Raw genomic sequence first — 13,537 nt, forward strand, 5'->3', positions numbered from 1 at the left:
TGCCCCGCCCACGCAATGGTTGGATTCGGGTCGTCTTAGCAGGGTGTCGCCGCGCCTTTGCGCGCGTACCACCACCAGGTCACCACGATGCAGCTCAGGTAAAAGCCGACGAACATGTAGAAGGCCATCTCGGGGCCGCCGGTCTGGGCCATCGAAGTACCGAAGGATTTGGGAATGAAGAACGCACCGAAGGCGCCCATGGCGGAACTGAAGCCCAGGACGGCGGCCGACTCTTTGCCGGCGTTCTTCAGTGCTTGTTCACGTACAGCGGGTGGTTTGCCGACACAGGCTTTTTCATGCTGTGTGCGGAAGATCACCGGGATCATGCGGAAGGTGGAGCCGTTGCCGATGCCAGTGGTAATGAACAGCAGCATGAACATGCCGAGATAGCCGTAGAAGTTGCCGCCCGAGCCGTTCTGCGGCAGGAAGTGCATGACGCCGAAGACCATCACGATCATCGCCACGAAGTTCCACAAGGTCACCTTCGCGCCACCGAGCTTGTCCGCCAGCCAGCCGCCCAATGGGCGCACCAGCGCGCCAACCAACGGGCCGAGGAAGGCGAATTTCAAGGCGATGACGTCAGGGAAGGAGGTTTTGATCAGCAGCGGAAACGCCGCGGAGAAACCGATAAACGAACCGAAGGTCGCCAGGTACAACCAGCACATCAGCCAGTTGTGTTTGCGTTTGAAGATCACCGCCTGTTCGCTGAACGAGGCCCGGGCACTGGACAGGTCATTCATGCCGAACCAGGCCAGCACCGTCACCAAGACAATGAACGGCACCCAGATGAAACCGGCGTTCTGCAACCACAATTGGCCGCCATCCGGCAGTGCTTGCGGCGAGCCGCCCATGAAGCCGAACACACCGAAGGTGATCACCAGCGGCACACAGAACTGCATCACCGAGACGCCCAGGTTACCCAGCCCGGCATTGAGACCAAGGGCTGTGCCCTGCTGCGACTTGGGATAGAAGAAGCTGATGTTGGACATGCTCGAGGCGAAGTTGCCGCCACCAAAACCGCAGAGCAAGGCAATCAACACGAACACGCTATACGAGGTGCTCGGGTCCTGCACGGCGAAGCCCATCCAGATCGATGGCAACAAAAGCGACGCGGTGCTCAGGGCAGTCCAGCGACGGCCACCGAAGATCGGCACCATAAAGGAATAGAAGACGCGCAAGGTCGCACCGGACAACCCCGGCAACGCCGCCAGCCAGAACAGCTGGTCGGTGGTGAAGCTGAAGCCGATGGCGTTCAAACGTACAATCACCGTGCTCCAGACCATCCACACCGCAAAGGCCAGCAGCAGCGCAGGAATGGAAATCCACAAGTTGCGCGTGGCAGTCTGTTTGCCGCTACTTCCCCAGAACGCTGGGTCCTCGGGGCGCCAGTCATGAATGACCGGGCCTTTTTCAGGCTTTTGCAGAACGGACATGTTCTTCTCCTAGGGCAATGCTGGAAATCGGGGATGGGGTCAGCAGCGGCGCTTTACCCAGCACCGGGCTTTTGCGTATTTCGCTGAAGTACATCCAGGTGAGGGAGACCCAGACCACGCCGTACATCAACATGAAGCAGGAAGAGCGCACGCCGGTGAGGTCCACCAGGGCGCCGAACAGGATTGGCAACACGAAACCGCCCAAGCCACCCGCGAGGCCGACGATGCCGGACACGGCCCCCATGTTTTTCGGGTAGTCATTGGCGATGTATTTAAAGACCGAGGCCTTGCCGAACGCGAAGGCGATGCCCATGACGAACAGCAGCACGGTGAACAGCGCGGGATTGAGGCCGATGTGGAAGTCCACTGGGCCGTTGATCGTTTGCACTTGCAGTTGGGTCTGGGGATACGAGAGCAGGAACAGGCAGAACCAGCTGACCCACAACACCCACCAGGTCACACTTTGCGCACCCCAGCGATCCGACATCCAGCCGCCGACGGCACGCAGCACGCCACCGGGCAGGGAAAAACAGGCCGCCAGCAGCGCCGCGCTTTGCAGACTGAAACCGTACTCCTGCACGTAGTACTTGGTCATCCACAGCGCGAGGGCGACATAACCGCCGAAAACGATCGAGTAGTACTGGCAGTAGCGCCACACCGCGGGATCCTTCAGCGAGCTCAATTGCTCACGCAACGTGGCGCCGGTGGCACTGCGGTGGTCCTTGTTTTCGGCGCTGAAGAACCAGAACAACAGCGCAGTAATAAAGAGGATCGCGCTGAAGACTTTCGGCACCAGCTGCCAACTGCCGGCAGCGATCAGTGCCGGGGCGAGAAACTTGGTCACCGCGGCCCCGGCGTTACCGGCGCCGAAGATGCCCATCGCAAAACCCTGATTCTCCTTGTCGAACCATTTGGCGACGTAGGCAATCCCGACCGAAAACGAGCCGCCAGCGAGGCCGACGAACAAGCCCAGCACCAGGAACTGCCAGTAAGCGGTGGCGTGACTGATCAGGTACAGCGGCGCCACGCAGGCCAGCATCAGCAGGAAGAACACACTGCGCCCGCCAAAACGGTCGGTCAGCAGACCCAGTGGCAAACGCACCAGCGAGCCGGTCAGTACCGGGGTCGCGGCCAGCAGGCCGAACTGGGTTTCGTTGAGCTGGAGCAGATCCTTGATCGGCACCCCAAGCACGGCAAACATCATCCAGACCATGAAACAGACTGTGAAGGCCAGCGTGCTCATGCCCAGCACCAAGCCTTGTCGTACTTGCGGTTGGTTCACAATGCTCTCCAGTCAGTTAGCCATGGCGGCAGACTAGAGAGGCCAACCCCGCAAAAACTTGATCCATGTCAACGAAGCCCATGGGCGCATAGGCCTATGCTTGTGCGGTCTACCTCTAAGGAGGTAGTTCAACGAAACCCTGAAGTTGTTTGTTTATCAGCGTCTTAGGGATTTCTACCAATGTTTTTGCTGACAAGGATCAGTCGACAACTCTTTAGAGGTAGCGCGCCCGGGATCGGCGGCAAAACCCCACCCTGGAGCTCCACGTGCTCTGTTTTCCTGATTTTTTCCCGGACCTGCGCTGATGATGCGCTGGTTACGCAGCTCCTTGCCCGCTCGCGCCGGGGTGGCGGTGATCCTGATCGCCGTGCTCGCCCTCGCCAGTTCATTGAGCGCCGGACTGATCGCCTGGTTCAGCCAGGGCGATGCCGCCGCCATCAACACCGCAGGCTCGGTGCGCATGGAGACCTACCACCTGAGCTGGAAACTGGCGGCTGGCGCCACCGGCGAAGAAATTGCCGCCGTCACCGACAGCCTGCAAACCCGACTCAACAGCCAGTCACTCAAGGCGGTGCTGGAAGATGGCCCGACCACCGCGCTGCAAATCAGCTATGGGCAAATCCAACAGCGATGGAACGAGGATTTGCGCCCGGCACTTGAGCGCGGCGATGCCGCCTATTTTCAGGTCCAGGCCCTGCCCTTCGTTGAACAACTGAACCAGTTCGTCAACCTGTTGCAGCGCGAAAGCGAACAAAAGCAAGGCTGGCAACAGGTGATCCAGGGCCTGGCCTTGTTCACCACCATGATTGTCCTGCTGCTTGGGCTTTACGAGCTGCAGTGCGGCGTAATCACGCCCTTGAAAGAGTTGGTGGACGCGACCCAGCGCTTTCGTCGCGGCGATTTCAAGGTGCGGGTCAACCATCAGTCCCAGGACGAACTGGGCCAGTTGGCCACAAGCTTCAACGCCATGGCCGAGACCATCGAAGACTCGCACCGCACCCTGGAGAGTCAGGTCCAGCAAAAAACCCTGAACCTGCAACAAGCCAATGCCGCTCTCGAACTGCTGTACCAAAGCAGTCGAAGCCTGGCCACACGCCTGGCCAATGCCGAAGGCTTGGATGAGTTGATCCGGCGCTTCCAACAACGCCTGCCTGGCTTGCGCCTGTCGCTGTGTCTGCAAGGACAATTGCAGGCACCGGCCCAGCAGCTGCTCGCCTTGCATGGCGCGAACATCCGGGAAGTCTGCGCCAGCAGCGACTGCGCCACGTGCCAGAAACACCATAAAGCCAGTCCACAAACATTCAGCATCAGCAATCAGGGCAGCGAACTGGGCGAACTCAAGGCGCATTTTGTCGACGGACACCCGACGCAAGCCTGGGAAACCCAACTGATCCAGGCCCTGGCCAACCTCATCGGCACGTCGCTGTCGCTCAAACGTCAACGGGAACAGGACCATCGCCTGCTGTTGCTCGACGAACGCACCATCATTGCCCGGGAGTTGCACGACTCACTGGCCCAGGCCTTGTCCTACATGAAGTTGCAAGTCAGTCGCCTGCAGACCCTGATGCGCCGTGGCGAACCGGTTGAAATCCTGGAAAACGTCACCGCCGAATTGCGCGAAGGGCTGAACAATGCCTACCGCCAGTTACGCGAGTTGCTGACCACCTTTCGCTTGCAGATTCACGACGCGGGACTGGTGCAGGAACTCAAGGACACCGCCGAGGAGTTCTCCCGGCGCGGGGAATTTCAGGTGCACCTGCACGTCGACGCGCTGGCCTTTCAGTTATCGGCCAGCGAACAAATCCACATTTTGCAGATCACCCGCGAGGCGCTCTCCAATTGCCTGCGCCACGCCCACGCACAAAACGCCTGGCTCGAACTGCGTCAGGACGGTGAAACCGTCAGGCTCATCGTCGAAGACGACGGGCGCGGGTTCAGCGGCAACGTCGACCAACGCGAACACCATGGCTTGAACATCATGGATGAGCGGGCCCGCAGCTTGCGCGGCCAGCTGCAGATATTTTCCAGGGAGCCGCAAGGCACCCGCGTCCAGCTGGAATTCCAACCGGAGTTTCTCGGGCAGCAAACAGAAGGTAGCGTCACATGAACCCGTCCCCGCAACACACAATCCTGCTGGTCGACGACCATCCGATGATGCGTCACGGCATCCGCCAGATGCTCGAACTCGAAGATGATTTCCTGATCGTCGGCGAAGCCGGCAACGGTGAAGAAGCACTCATTCTGATCGAGCCGTTGAAACCGGATCTGGTATTGCTCGATAACAACATGCCGCAGATGAATGGCATTGAGACCCTGCGCCAATTACGGGCGATGCACTACACCGGCAAGGTGCTGCTGTTCACGGTCTCGGACGCTGAAGACGATATTCGCGACGCACTGCGTCTGGATGCCGACGGCTATCTGCTCAAGGACATGGAGCCCGAACTGTTGGTTCAGTACATCCGCGATGCCTTGAACGGCGCACTGGTGATCAGCCCGGGCCTGACCCAAGTCATGGCCCAGGCGCTGCGCTCACCGCAACGCCAGACCGTGGTGGAACTGACCGAGCGTGAGCGTCAGGTGCTGAAAACCATCGCCAGCGGTTTCAGCAACAAAATCATCGGGCACAAGCTGGGCATCACCGAAGGGACGGTCAAGGTTCACGTCAAAAACCTGCTGCACAAACTCGGCTTGCGCTCGCGGGTAGAGGCGGCCGTGTGGGCCATGGAGCATCTGCGCAATGCGGGCTGAGGGGCATGCCTCTTTGGAGGTAGGCCGGCAGAGGCATAGGTCATCCGGCCGGCGCTCTCTACTATGAGCGTCAGCGGAGGTACGCCATGCTGACCCACCCTTCCATCGTTTTAACATTGCGCCGTCATCATCTGTTCAGCCAACTGCCGGAGAAGATCTTCGAGGAAGTCTGCGGCCTGGCCATGCTCAAGCGTCTGACCTGTCACAACACGCTCATGCATCAAGGGGATCCGGCCAAGCGATTTTTCCTGCTGGTCAGCGGTCAGATCAAGTTGTACCGCCTCACGGGCGAAGGTCAGGAGAACCTGGTGGAAATCATTCAGCCGGGCCAGACCTTTGCCGAAGCCTTGCTGTTCAGCCAGGCCCGTCTCTACCCGGTGAGCGCCACGGCGCTGAAGGACAGCGTGCTGGTGAGTATCGAGGGCAACCATTACCGCAATGCACTCGAAGACCAGCCGAAGGTTTGCCTGGCCATTCTGGCGAGCATGAGCGTTCACCTGCACCTGCGTCTGCGCGACATCGACACCTTGACCATGGCCAGCGCGAGCCGTCGGGTGATCAATTTTCTGTTCCAGGAGCGCAACCCGATCAGCGGTTTGATTGTCTTGCAGGTGTCCAAGCGCCTGGTCGCCTCGAAGCTGGGTATTCAGCCGGAAACCTTTTCGCGGATCTTGCACCGTCTGGTGGACAGCGGCCTGATCGCCATGGAACGACGCAATATCAGCATCCTCGCCGAAGAGGATCTCGCGGCGTTCCAATAGACTGAATTGACCGCAGTCAATGCGCATCGCCACCGGCCTTGCACACTGAAGAAGTCCATCCATGGAGAGTGCTCATGCCCCGTTCAACCTTGCCTCTGATTTACTCCTGCTCGGGCTGCTCCAACGTCGCCCAACTGGCCAATACCCTGGCAGTGCGACTGGATCGCAGCGGACTGGCCGAGATGTCCTGCATCGTCGGCGTCGGCGGGCATGTGGCGGCGCTGGTCAACAAGGCGCGTTCGGGACGACGGATCTTCGCGCTGGACGGTTGCCCGCTGGAATGCGTCGAGAACTGCCTGAAGCAACAGGGTCTGCATGCGGATGTGCACTTGATTCTTAGCCATTACGGGCTGCGCAAACGCAATGGCGAGGACTGCACGGAGGCGCAAGGTGATGAGTTGTTTGAAGCGATCAAACAGTTGATTGCGAGTGATGCTCGGCAGCATGAAAGCCTGCAGGAAACGATGGCCTGAGGAACAACGAAAACCCATTGTGGGAGCGAGCCTGCTCGCTCCCACAGAGTGTTGCAGTGTTCAGATCCGGCGGCAGCGTTTTGGAGTGGCTGCCGGGTGGATTCAACTTAGATGCCGAACCGGTCACGCAGCGCGTAGTACGCGGCGCCCATGGCGGTGAGTGGGGCCTGGAAGGTGCGGCCGCCGATCATGGGCATGTGTGGCAGGGAGGCGAAGGCGTCGAAGCGTTCGGCGTCGCCGCGGATCATTTCCGAGATGAGTTTGCCGGCCAGGTGCGAGCAGGTGACGCCGTGGCCGCTGTAGCCTTGCATGTAGTAGGCGTTTTTCTCGATGCGGCCGAACTGCGGCATGCGTGACATGGTCAGCAGGAAGTTGCCGGTCCAGCGGTAGTCGATCTTCACGTCCTTCAGTTGCGGGAAGGTTTTGAGGATTTTCGGTTTGATCAGTTGCTCGATGTCGTCCGGTTCGCGGGCACCGTAGACCACGCCGCCGCCGTACAGCAGGCGGTTGTCGGCGGTGAGGCGGTAGTAGTCGAGCAGGTAGTTGCAGTCTTCGACGCAGTAGTTGTTTTTGATCAGGCTGCGCGCAACTTTTTCGGACAACGGCTCGGTGACGACGATTTGCGAACCGCACGGCATGCTTTTGCGCGTGACTCGGTTGTCGAGGTCTTGAGGCAGGTAGGCGTTGCCGGCGATCAGCAGGTACTTGGCGCGGACCAGGCCTTTGGCGGTGCGCACGGTGATCGGCTCGCCGTAGGTGATTTCCACTGCGGCCGATTGCTCGTAGATTTTGCCGCCGAGGCCGATGATCGCCGAGGCTTCGCCGAGGGCCAGGTTCAGCGGGTGGATGTGGCCGCCCTGCATGTCGAGCAGGCCGCCAACGTAGTTGTCGCAACCGACTTCGCGCTGGATGTCCGCCGCGTCGAGCATTTTCAGGTTCTTGTTGCCGTAACGTTCCCAGTTGCTTTTCTGCTCGGCCAGGCCTTTGAGCTGCTTTTTGTTCAGCGCGGCAAAGATGCCGCCCGGACGGTAGTCGCACTGGATGTCGTAGTGCTGTATGCGCTGACGGATGATGTCGGCGCCTTCGAAGATCATGCTGCCGAGGACTTCGGCGGTCTTGTCACCGTAACGTTCTTCGATGACATCGACGTCGCGACTGTAGGAGTTGACCAGTTGACCGCCGTTGCGACCGCTGGCGCCGAAACCGACTTTGGCGGCTTCGAGCACGGTGACGCTGTAGCCTGCTTCGGCGAGGAACAGTGCCGAGGACAAACCGGTGTAGCCGGCGCCGATCACGCAGACGTCGCAGTCCACCGCTTGTTCGAGGACCGGGAAGTCGCCGGTGAAGTTGCGGGTGGCGGCGTAGTAGCTGTTTACATGATTTTGTTTAACAGAGCTTTGTTTCATAGGTTTCTCCGATGGCCGCTGGCACGTGCCGACGGCCGCCGTTGTAGAGGTGTTAGAGCTTGATCCAGGTCGCTTTGAGTTCGGTGTATTTGTCGAACGCATGCAGCGATTTGTCCCGACCGTTACCCGACTGCTTGAACCCGCCGAACGGCGCAGTCATGTCGCCGCCGTCGTACTGGTTGACCCAGACGCTACCGGCGCGCAAGCCGCGAGCGAAGGTGTGGGCCTTGCTCAGGTTGCTGGTCCAGACGCCCGCGGCCAGGCCGAAGATGCTGTCGTTGGCAATCGCCAGCGCTTCTTCCTCGGTGTCGAAGGTGATCAGCGACAGTACCGGGCCGAAGATTTCTTCCCGGGCGATGGTCATGGCGTTGGTCACGCCGTCGAAAATCGCCGGTTCCACGTACAGGCCACCGGTGCTTTCGAGGGTACGGCTGCCGCCCGCGATCAACTGCGCGCCCTGGTCTTTGCCGACCTGGATGTAGCGCAGCACGTTGTCCAGTTGACGCTGATCGACGACTGCGCCGACGGTGGTTTCTGGATCGAGGGCGTGCCCCGGTTTCCAGGCTTGCAGTGCTTCCACCAGCAGCGGGATGAATTGCTCGCGAATCGAGCGCTCCACCAGCAAGCGCGAACCAGCGGTGCAGACTTCGCCCTGGTTGAAGGCAATCGCACCGGCCGCCGCTTGTGCTGCCGCGCGCAGATCCGGCGCGTCGGCGAACACCACGTTTGGACTCTTCCCCCCTGCTTCGAGCCAGACGCGTTTCATGTTGCTTTGCCCGGCGTAGATCAGCAGTTGCTTGGCAATCACGGTCGAGCCGGTGAAGGCCAGCACGTCGACGTCCATGTGCAACGCCAGCGCCTTGCCGACGGTGTGACCGTAGCCTGGCAGAACGTTGAACACGCCTTTCGGGATGCCCGCCTCCAGAGCAAGCTGGGCGATGCGGATGGCGGTCAGCGGTGACTTTTCCGAAGGCTTGAGGATGAACGAGTTGCCGGCGGCCAGGGCTGGGGCGAACTTCCAGCTGGCCATGATCAACGGGAAGTTCCACGGCACAATGGCGGCGACCACACCGGCAGGTTCGCGGGTGATGAGGCCGAGTTGGTCGTGCGGTGTGGCGGCGACTTCGTCGTAGATCTTGTCGATGGCTTCGGCGCTCCAGCGGATCGCGTTGGCGGTCGCCGGGATGTCGATGTTCATCGAGTCGCTGATCGGCTTGCCCATGTCGAGGGTTTCGAGCAGGGCGAGTTCTTCCTGGTTGGCCAGGATGAGATCGGCGAAACGGATCAGGATACGCTTGCGCTCGGCCGGGGCGAGTTTGGCCCAGATGCCGGATTCGAAGGTGCGGCGCGCGACGGCGACTGCCGCATTGGCGTCGGCTTCGTCGGTGCTGGCGACGTTGACCAGGAAGCGGCCGTCGACCGGGCTCATGCATTCAAAGGTGTCGCCGCTGAGTGCCGAGCAGTATTGGCCGTCGATGAATGCACGGCCTTCGATTGTTAAGGACTGAAAGCGTTGCTCCCAGTCGCTGCGAGTGTTTGTCATTGTTGTGACTCGACGCAGAAAATTAGTGATCGTTGGAATGAATGCCCCTGTAGGAGCTGCCGAAGGCAGCTTCTACAGGGTTACTCACCAGCCGTCAGACTGTGTGCAGATACCAGTTGTACTCAAGGTCCGAGATGGAGTTCTCGAACTCGGCCAGCTCGCTTTCCTTGCACGCCACGAACACGTCGATGTACAGCGGGTCGATATAGCGCGACATGACTTCGCTGTCGGCCAGCTCGCGCAGTGCATCACGCAGGTTGTTCGGCAGGCTCTGCTCATTCTGCTCGTAGCTGTTGCCTTCAACCGGTGCGCCCGGCTCGATCTGGTTGGTCAGGCCGTGGTGAATACCGGCCAGCACCGACGCCATCAGCAAGTACGGGTTGGCATCAGCGCCCGCCACGCGGTGTTCGATACGCACGGAGTCCGACGAACCGGTCGGCACACGTACCGCGACGGTACGGTTGTCGATGCCCCAGCTCGGCGAGTTGGGCACATAGAACTGTGCGCCGAAGCGACGGTACGAGTTGACGTTCGGGCAGAGGAACGCCATCTGCGCCGGCAGGGTCTCGAGCACACCGCCGATCGCGTGTCGCAGCGCGGCGTTCTGCTCGGGATCCTCGCTGGCAAAGATGTTGTTGCCTTCTTTGTCGAGAATCGAAATGTGCACGTGCAAACCATTGCCCGCCTGGCCCGGATACGGCTTGGCCATGAAGGTGGTGTCCATCTCGTGGTCGTAGGCGATGTTCTTCACCAGACGCTTGAGCAACACCGCGTAGTCGCAGGCCTTGATCGGGTCATTGACGTGATGCAGGTTCACTTCAAACTGCGCCGGGGCGCTTTCCTTGACGATGGCGTCAGCAGGAATGCCTTGCTCTTTCGCGCCTTCGAGGATGTCTTGCAGGCAATCGACGTATTCGTCCAGGTCGTCGATCAGGTAGACCTGAGTCGACATCGGACGTTTGCCCGACACCGGCGAGCGTGGCGATTGCGGACGACCGTTCACGTTGTCCTGGTCGATCAGATAGAACTCGAGTTCGAACGCGGCGCAGATGGTCAGGCCCATTGCATCGAACTTGCTCACGACCTGACGCAGCACTTCGCGAGGGTCAGCGAAAAACGGCTGGCCTTCGAGTTCGTGCATGGTCATTAACAGTTGCGCGGTTGGGCGCTTCTGCCATGGCTCGATGCTGAGCGTATTAGGGATGGGAAAGCAGATTCGGTCTGAGTCGCCGATGTCCAGACCCAGGCCGGTGCTTTCCACCGTAGAACCGTTGATGTCCAGAGCAAACAGTGACGCCGGGAGGTTGATGCCTTTTTCGTAAACCTTATGAAGACTGGTGCGCTCGATGCGCTTACCGCGCACCACACCGTTCATATCCGCAATCAGAAGGTCGACGTACAAAACCTCAGGATATTTCTTAAGGAATGCGTTTGCTTCGTTGAGTTGAACGGCACGCAGAGGGACCGACATGATGCACCTATTAGCTGTTAATTATTATGTTCACTACCCTTTCACGAGCCCAGTCAACCCGAACGGCAAAGTGAAGTCAATAGCGAACACTTGGCCTTTCAACCTTTATTTTCTGGCCTTTTTAGGGCACGAGAGTGCCAGACAAGTCTTGCACGCCGCATAAACCCTCAAGATCAGACGGGCAGCGTTTAGAATTTTTTACATGAGAGTTGTTAATTAAAATCAACAAGGCTAAGCTCCGGAAAAGCTCGTTCAAGTGTGAAACTTCGAGGTGATAAAAATGGCACTCAAGCCATTAATCGGCGTTACAGCGTGCGTCAAACAGATTGGCCTGCACCCCTACCATGTCAGCGGCGACAAGTACTTGCGTGCTGTCAGCGTCGCGGCGTTGGGGCTGCCGGTCGTCATTCCTTCATTAGGCGAACTGACCGAGATTGAAGATGTGCTTGCGCATCTCGACGGTCTGCTGCTGACCGGCTCGCCCTCGAATGTGGAACCCTTCCACTATCAAGGCCCCGACAGCGCCCCCGGTACGGATCACGATCCGCAACGGGACGCCACCACCCTTCCCTTATTGCGTGCGGCCATTGCGGCCGGCGTGCCGGTGCTCGGCATCTGCCGCGGCTTTCAGGAAATGAACGTGGCGTTCGGGGGCAGCCTTTATCAAAAGGTCCACGAACTGCCCGGCATGCTTGATCACCGGGAAGCGAATCATCCGGACCTGGCCGTGCAGTACGCAGCGGCTCACCCGGTCAACGTGCAACCGGGCGGTGTGTTCGAGGCGCTGGATTTGCCGCAGGTGTTCCAGGTCAATTCGATTCACAGCCAAGGCATCGACCGGCTGGCTCCCGGCCTGCGCGCCGAAGCTGTCGCGCCGGATGGCTTGATCGAGGCGATTTCGGTCGAGCACAGCAAGGCTTTCGCCGTCGGCGTGCAATGGCACCCGGAATGGCAGGTGCTTTCGAACCCTCCTTATTTGAGTATTTTCCACGCGTTTGGCGAGGCGTGCCGGCAACGGGCGGCGCTTCGTAATACGCGCTGACTTAACACTCGATTAATCAATTTACTGCCCCCGTGAGGGGCTGGCGCGCCGTTGTGCGCCAGTCCTTCACGACAACAACAAACGCGATAACAACAAGTACGAACAGGCAGCCAGGACGGCGGCGCCGAATAAGCCCGACCGGGCTTGCAATCCACTATTAAGTCAGGCCGCGTTGGCCCGACGACTGAAACCTGTTGGGAGTTTCACATGGCAAACGCCTCCAGCATCTACAGGAAGGCTCTTGAAGGTCACCAGTCACCGAAAAAGGTACTGGTGAAAGTCGATCGCGTCACCAAGAAATTCGACGAAACCACCGCTGTTGACGATGTCTCGCTTGAGATTCATCAAGGCGAAATCTTCGCCCTGCTCGGTGGTTCCGGCTCCGGTAAATCGACCCTGCTGCGCATGCTCGCAGGCTTCGAGCGCCCGACCGAAGGACGAATTCTGCTCGACGGTGTCGACATCACCGACATGCCGCCGTACGAACGGCCGATCAACATGATGTTCCAGTCCTACGCCTTGTTCCCGCACATGACGGTGGCGCAGAACATCGCCTTCGGCCTGAAGCAGGATCGGCTCTCCAACAGCGAAATCGACGCTCGCGTTGAAGAGATGCTGCGGCTGGTGCACATGACCCAGTACGCCAAGCGCAAGCCGCATCAACTGTCTGGCGGTCAGCGTCAACGTGTGGCATTGGCTCGCTCCCTGGCCAAACGTCCGAAGCTGTTACTGCTCGACGAACCGATGGGCGCGCTGGATAAAAAACTTCGCTCGCAGATGCAACTGGAGTTGGTCGAGATCATCGAGCGCGTTGGCGTGACCTGCGTGATGGTGACCCACGACCAAGAAGAGGCCATGACCATGGCCCAACGCATCGCCATCATGCACCTCGGCTGGATCGCGCAGATCGGCAGCCCGGTGGACATTTATGAGGCGCCGGTCAGCCGCTTGGTCTGCGAATTCATCGGCAACGTGAACGCCTTCGACGGCACCGTTGTGGAAGACCTCGAGGGGCACGCGATCATTCACAGCCCGGATCTGGAGCAGAAGATTTACGTCGGTCACGGCGTCAGCACCTCGGTGCAGGACAAGTCGATTACTTACGCGATCCGCCCGGAAAAACTGCTGGTCAGCACGACTAAACCCGATACCCGCTACAACTGGTCCGAAGGCAAAGTGCATGACATCGCCTACCTCGGCGGTCACTCGGTGTTCTACGTGGAATTGCCTGGCGGCAAGGTCGTGCAGTCGCTCATGGCCAACGCCGAACGCCGTGGCGCCCGTCCGACCTGGGACGACAAGGTCTACGTGTGGTGGGAAGACGACAGCGGCGTGGTACTGCGCTCATGAAAACACTCAATCAGCAGTTTATGCG

Annotated in this window: 11 protein-coding genes; 6 read left to right on the top strand and 5 right to left on the bottom strand. The window is 59.7% G+C overall.

Annotated features, from left to right (window positions below; genetic code table 11):
* Positions 1–35: 35 nt before the first annotated feature.
* Complete coding sequence (locus ACYZT3_RS16035) at positions 36–1,433, bottom strand: NarK family nitrate/nitrite MFS transporter (protein ID WP_282375821.1); 1,398 nt, start codon at positions 1,431–1,433, stop codon at positions 36–38.
* The gene (locus ACYZT3_RS16040) at positions 1,411–2,715 is read right to left on the bottom strand and encodes an MFS transporter (RefSeq protein ID WP_282375822.1); all 1,305 of its coding nucleotides are present in this window, start codon (positions 2,713–2,715) and stop codon (positions 1,411–1,413) included. Before ACYZT3_RS16040 ends, ACYZT3_RS16035 begins: the two co-directional genes overlap by 23 nt.
* 304 nt (positions 2,716–3,019) lie before the next feature.
* On the opposite strand from ACYZT3_RS16040, the gene ACYZT3_RS16045 reads away from it, so the two are divergent.
* The 4 genes from ACYZT3_RS16045 (at position 3,020) to ACYZT3_RS16060 (ending at position 6,700) form a co-directional block, all read left to right on the top strand.
* The gene (locus tag ACYZT3_RS16045; RefSeq protein WP_282375823.1) at positions 3,020–4,822 is read left to right on the top strand and encodes a HAMP domain-containing protein; all 1,803 of its coding nucleotides are present in this window, start codon (positions 3,020–3,022) and stop codon (positions 4,820–4,822) included.
* Positions 4,819–5,466, top strand: a complete 648-nt coding sequence (gene narL, locus ACYZT3_RS16050; RefSeq protein WP_282375824.1) for a two-component system response regulator NarL — start codon at positions 4,819–4,821, stop codon at positions 5,464–5,466. The genes ACYZT3_RS16045 and narL overlap by 4 nt, the downstream gene beginning before the upstream one ends.
* 86 nt (positions 5,467–5,552) lie before the next feature.
* Positions 5,553–6,227 carry a Crp/Fnr family transcriptional regulator gene (locus tag ACYZT3_RS16055; protein ID WP_282375825.1) on the top strand — a complete coding sequence of 225 codons (675 nt, stop codon included), beginning with the start codon at positions 5,553–5,555 and terminating at the stop codon, positions 6,225–6,227.
* Positions 6,228–6,301: 74 nt separating this feature from the next.
* Positions 6,302–6,700 (top strand): putative zinc-binding protein, encoded by a 399-nt coding sequence (locus ACYZT3_RS16060; RefSeq protein WP_282375827.1) that lies wholly within the window; start codon positions 6,302–6,304, stop codon positions 6,698–6,700.
* 107 nt (positions 6,701–6,807) lie between these two features.
* On the opposite strand, the gene ACYZT3_RS16065 is transcribed toward ACYZT3_RS16060, so the two are convergent.
* The 3 genes from ACYZT3_RS16065 to ACYZT3_RS16075 all read right to left on the bottom strand — a co-directional run bounded on the left by ACYZT3_RS16065 (position 6,808) and on the right by ACYZT3_RS16075 (position 11,120).
* Positions 6,808–8,106 (bottom strand): NAD(P)/FAD-dependent oxidoreductase, encoded by a 1,299-nt coding sequence (locus ACYZT3_RS16065; protein WP_282375829.1) that lies wholly within the window; start codon positions 8,104–8,106, stop codon positions 6,808–6,810.
* Between the two features lie 52 nt (positions 8,107–8,158).
* Complete coding sequence (locus tag ACYZT3_RS16070; protein WP_282375831.1) at positions 8,159–9,649, bottom strand: aldehyde dehydrogenase; 1,491 nt, start codon at positions 9,647–9,649, stop codon at positions 8,159–8,161.
* A gap of 94 nt (positions 9,650–9,743) precedes the next feature.
* Complete coding sequence (locus ACYZT3_RS16075) at positions 9,744–11,120, bottom strand: glutamine synthetase family protein (RefSeq protein ID WP_282375832.1); 1,377 nt, start codon at positions 11,118–11,120, stop codon at positions 9,744–9,746.
* 280 nt (positions 11,121–11,400) lie between these two features.
* Here ACYZT3_RS16075 and ACYZT3_RS16080 point away from each other — a divergent pair, with 280 nt between their 5' ends.
* Both ACYZT3_RS16080 and potA read left to right on the top strand, forming a co-directional pair.
* On the top strand, positions 11,401–12,162 hold the full coding sequence (locus ACYZT3_RS16080) for a gamma-glutamyl-gamma-aminobutyrate hydrolase family protein (protein WP_462030273.1): 762 nt from the start codon (positions 11,401–11,403) through the stop codon (positions 12,160–12,162).
* Positions 12,163–12,369: 207 nt separating this feature from the next.
* Positions 12,370–13,512, top strand: a complete 1,143-nt coding sequence (potA, locus tag ACYZT3_RS16085) for a polyamine ABC transporter ATP-binding protein (RefSeq protein ID WP_282375836.1) — start codon at positions 12,370–12,372, stop codon at positions 13,510–13,512.
* Positions 13,513–13,537: the final 25 nt, after the last annotated feature.

It is taken from the genome of Pseudomonas sp. MDT1-16 (assembly GCF_054898115.1).

Excerpts from the sequence above, each read along its gene's own strand:
- potA (WP_282375836.1), top strand. The coding sequence starts at position 12,370 with ATGGCAAACGCCTCCAGCATCTACAGGAAGGCTCTTGAAGGTCACCAG.
- ACYZT3_RS16070 (WP_282375831.1), bottom strand. The coding sequence starts at position 9,649 with ATGACAAACACTCGCAGCGACTGGGAGCAACGCTTTCAGTCCTTAACA.
- ACYZT3_RS16045 (WP_282375823.1), top strand. The coding sequence starts at position 3,020 with ATGATGCGCTGGTTACGCAGCTCCTTGCCCGCTCGCGCCGGGGTGGCG.
- ACYZT3_RS16075 (WP_282375832.1), bottom strand. The coding sequence starts at position 11,120 with ATGTCGGTCCCTCTGCGTGCCGTTCAACTCAACGAAGCAAACGCATTC.
- ACYZT3_RS16035 (WP_282375821.1), bottom strand. The coding sequence starts at position 1,433 with ATGTCCGTTCTGCAAAAGCCTGAAAAAGGCCCGGTCATTCATGACTGG.
- ACYZT3_RS16060 (WP_282375827.1), top strand. The coding sequence starts at position 6,302 with ATGCCCCGTTCAACCTTGCCTCTGATTTACTCCTGCTCGGGCTGCTCC.
- narL (WP_282375824.1), top strand. The coding sequence starts at position 4,819 with ATGAACCCGTCCCCGCAACACACAATCCTGCTGGTCGACGACCATCCG.
- ACYZT3_RS16055 (WP_282375825.1), top strand. The coding sequence starts at position 5,553 with ATGCTGACCCACCCTTCCATCGTTTTAACATTGCGCCGTCATCATCTG.
- ACYZT3_RS16080 (WP_462030273.1), top strand. The coding sequence starts at position 11,401 with ATGGCACTCAAGCCATTAATCGGCGTTACAGCGTGCGTCAAACAGATT.
- ACYZT3_RS16065 (WP_282375829.1), bottom strand. The coding sequence starts at position 8,106 with ATGAAACAAAGCTCTGTTAAACAAAATCATGTAAACAGCTACTACGCC.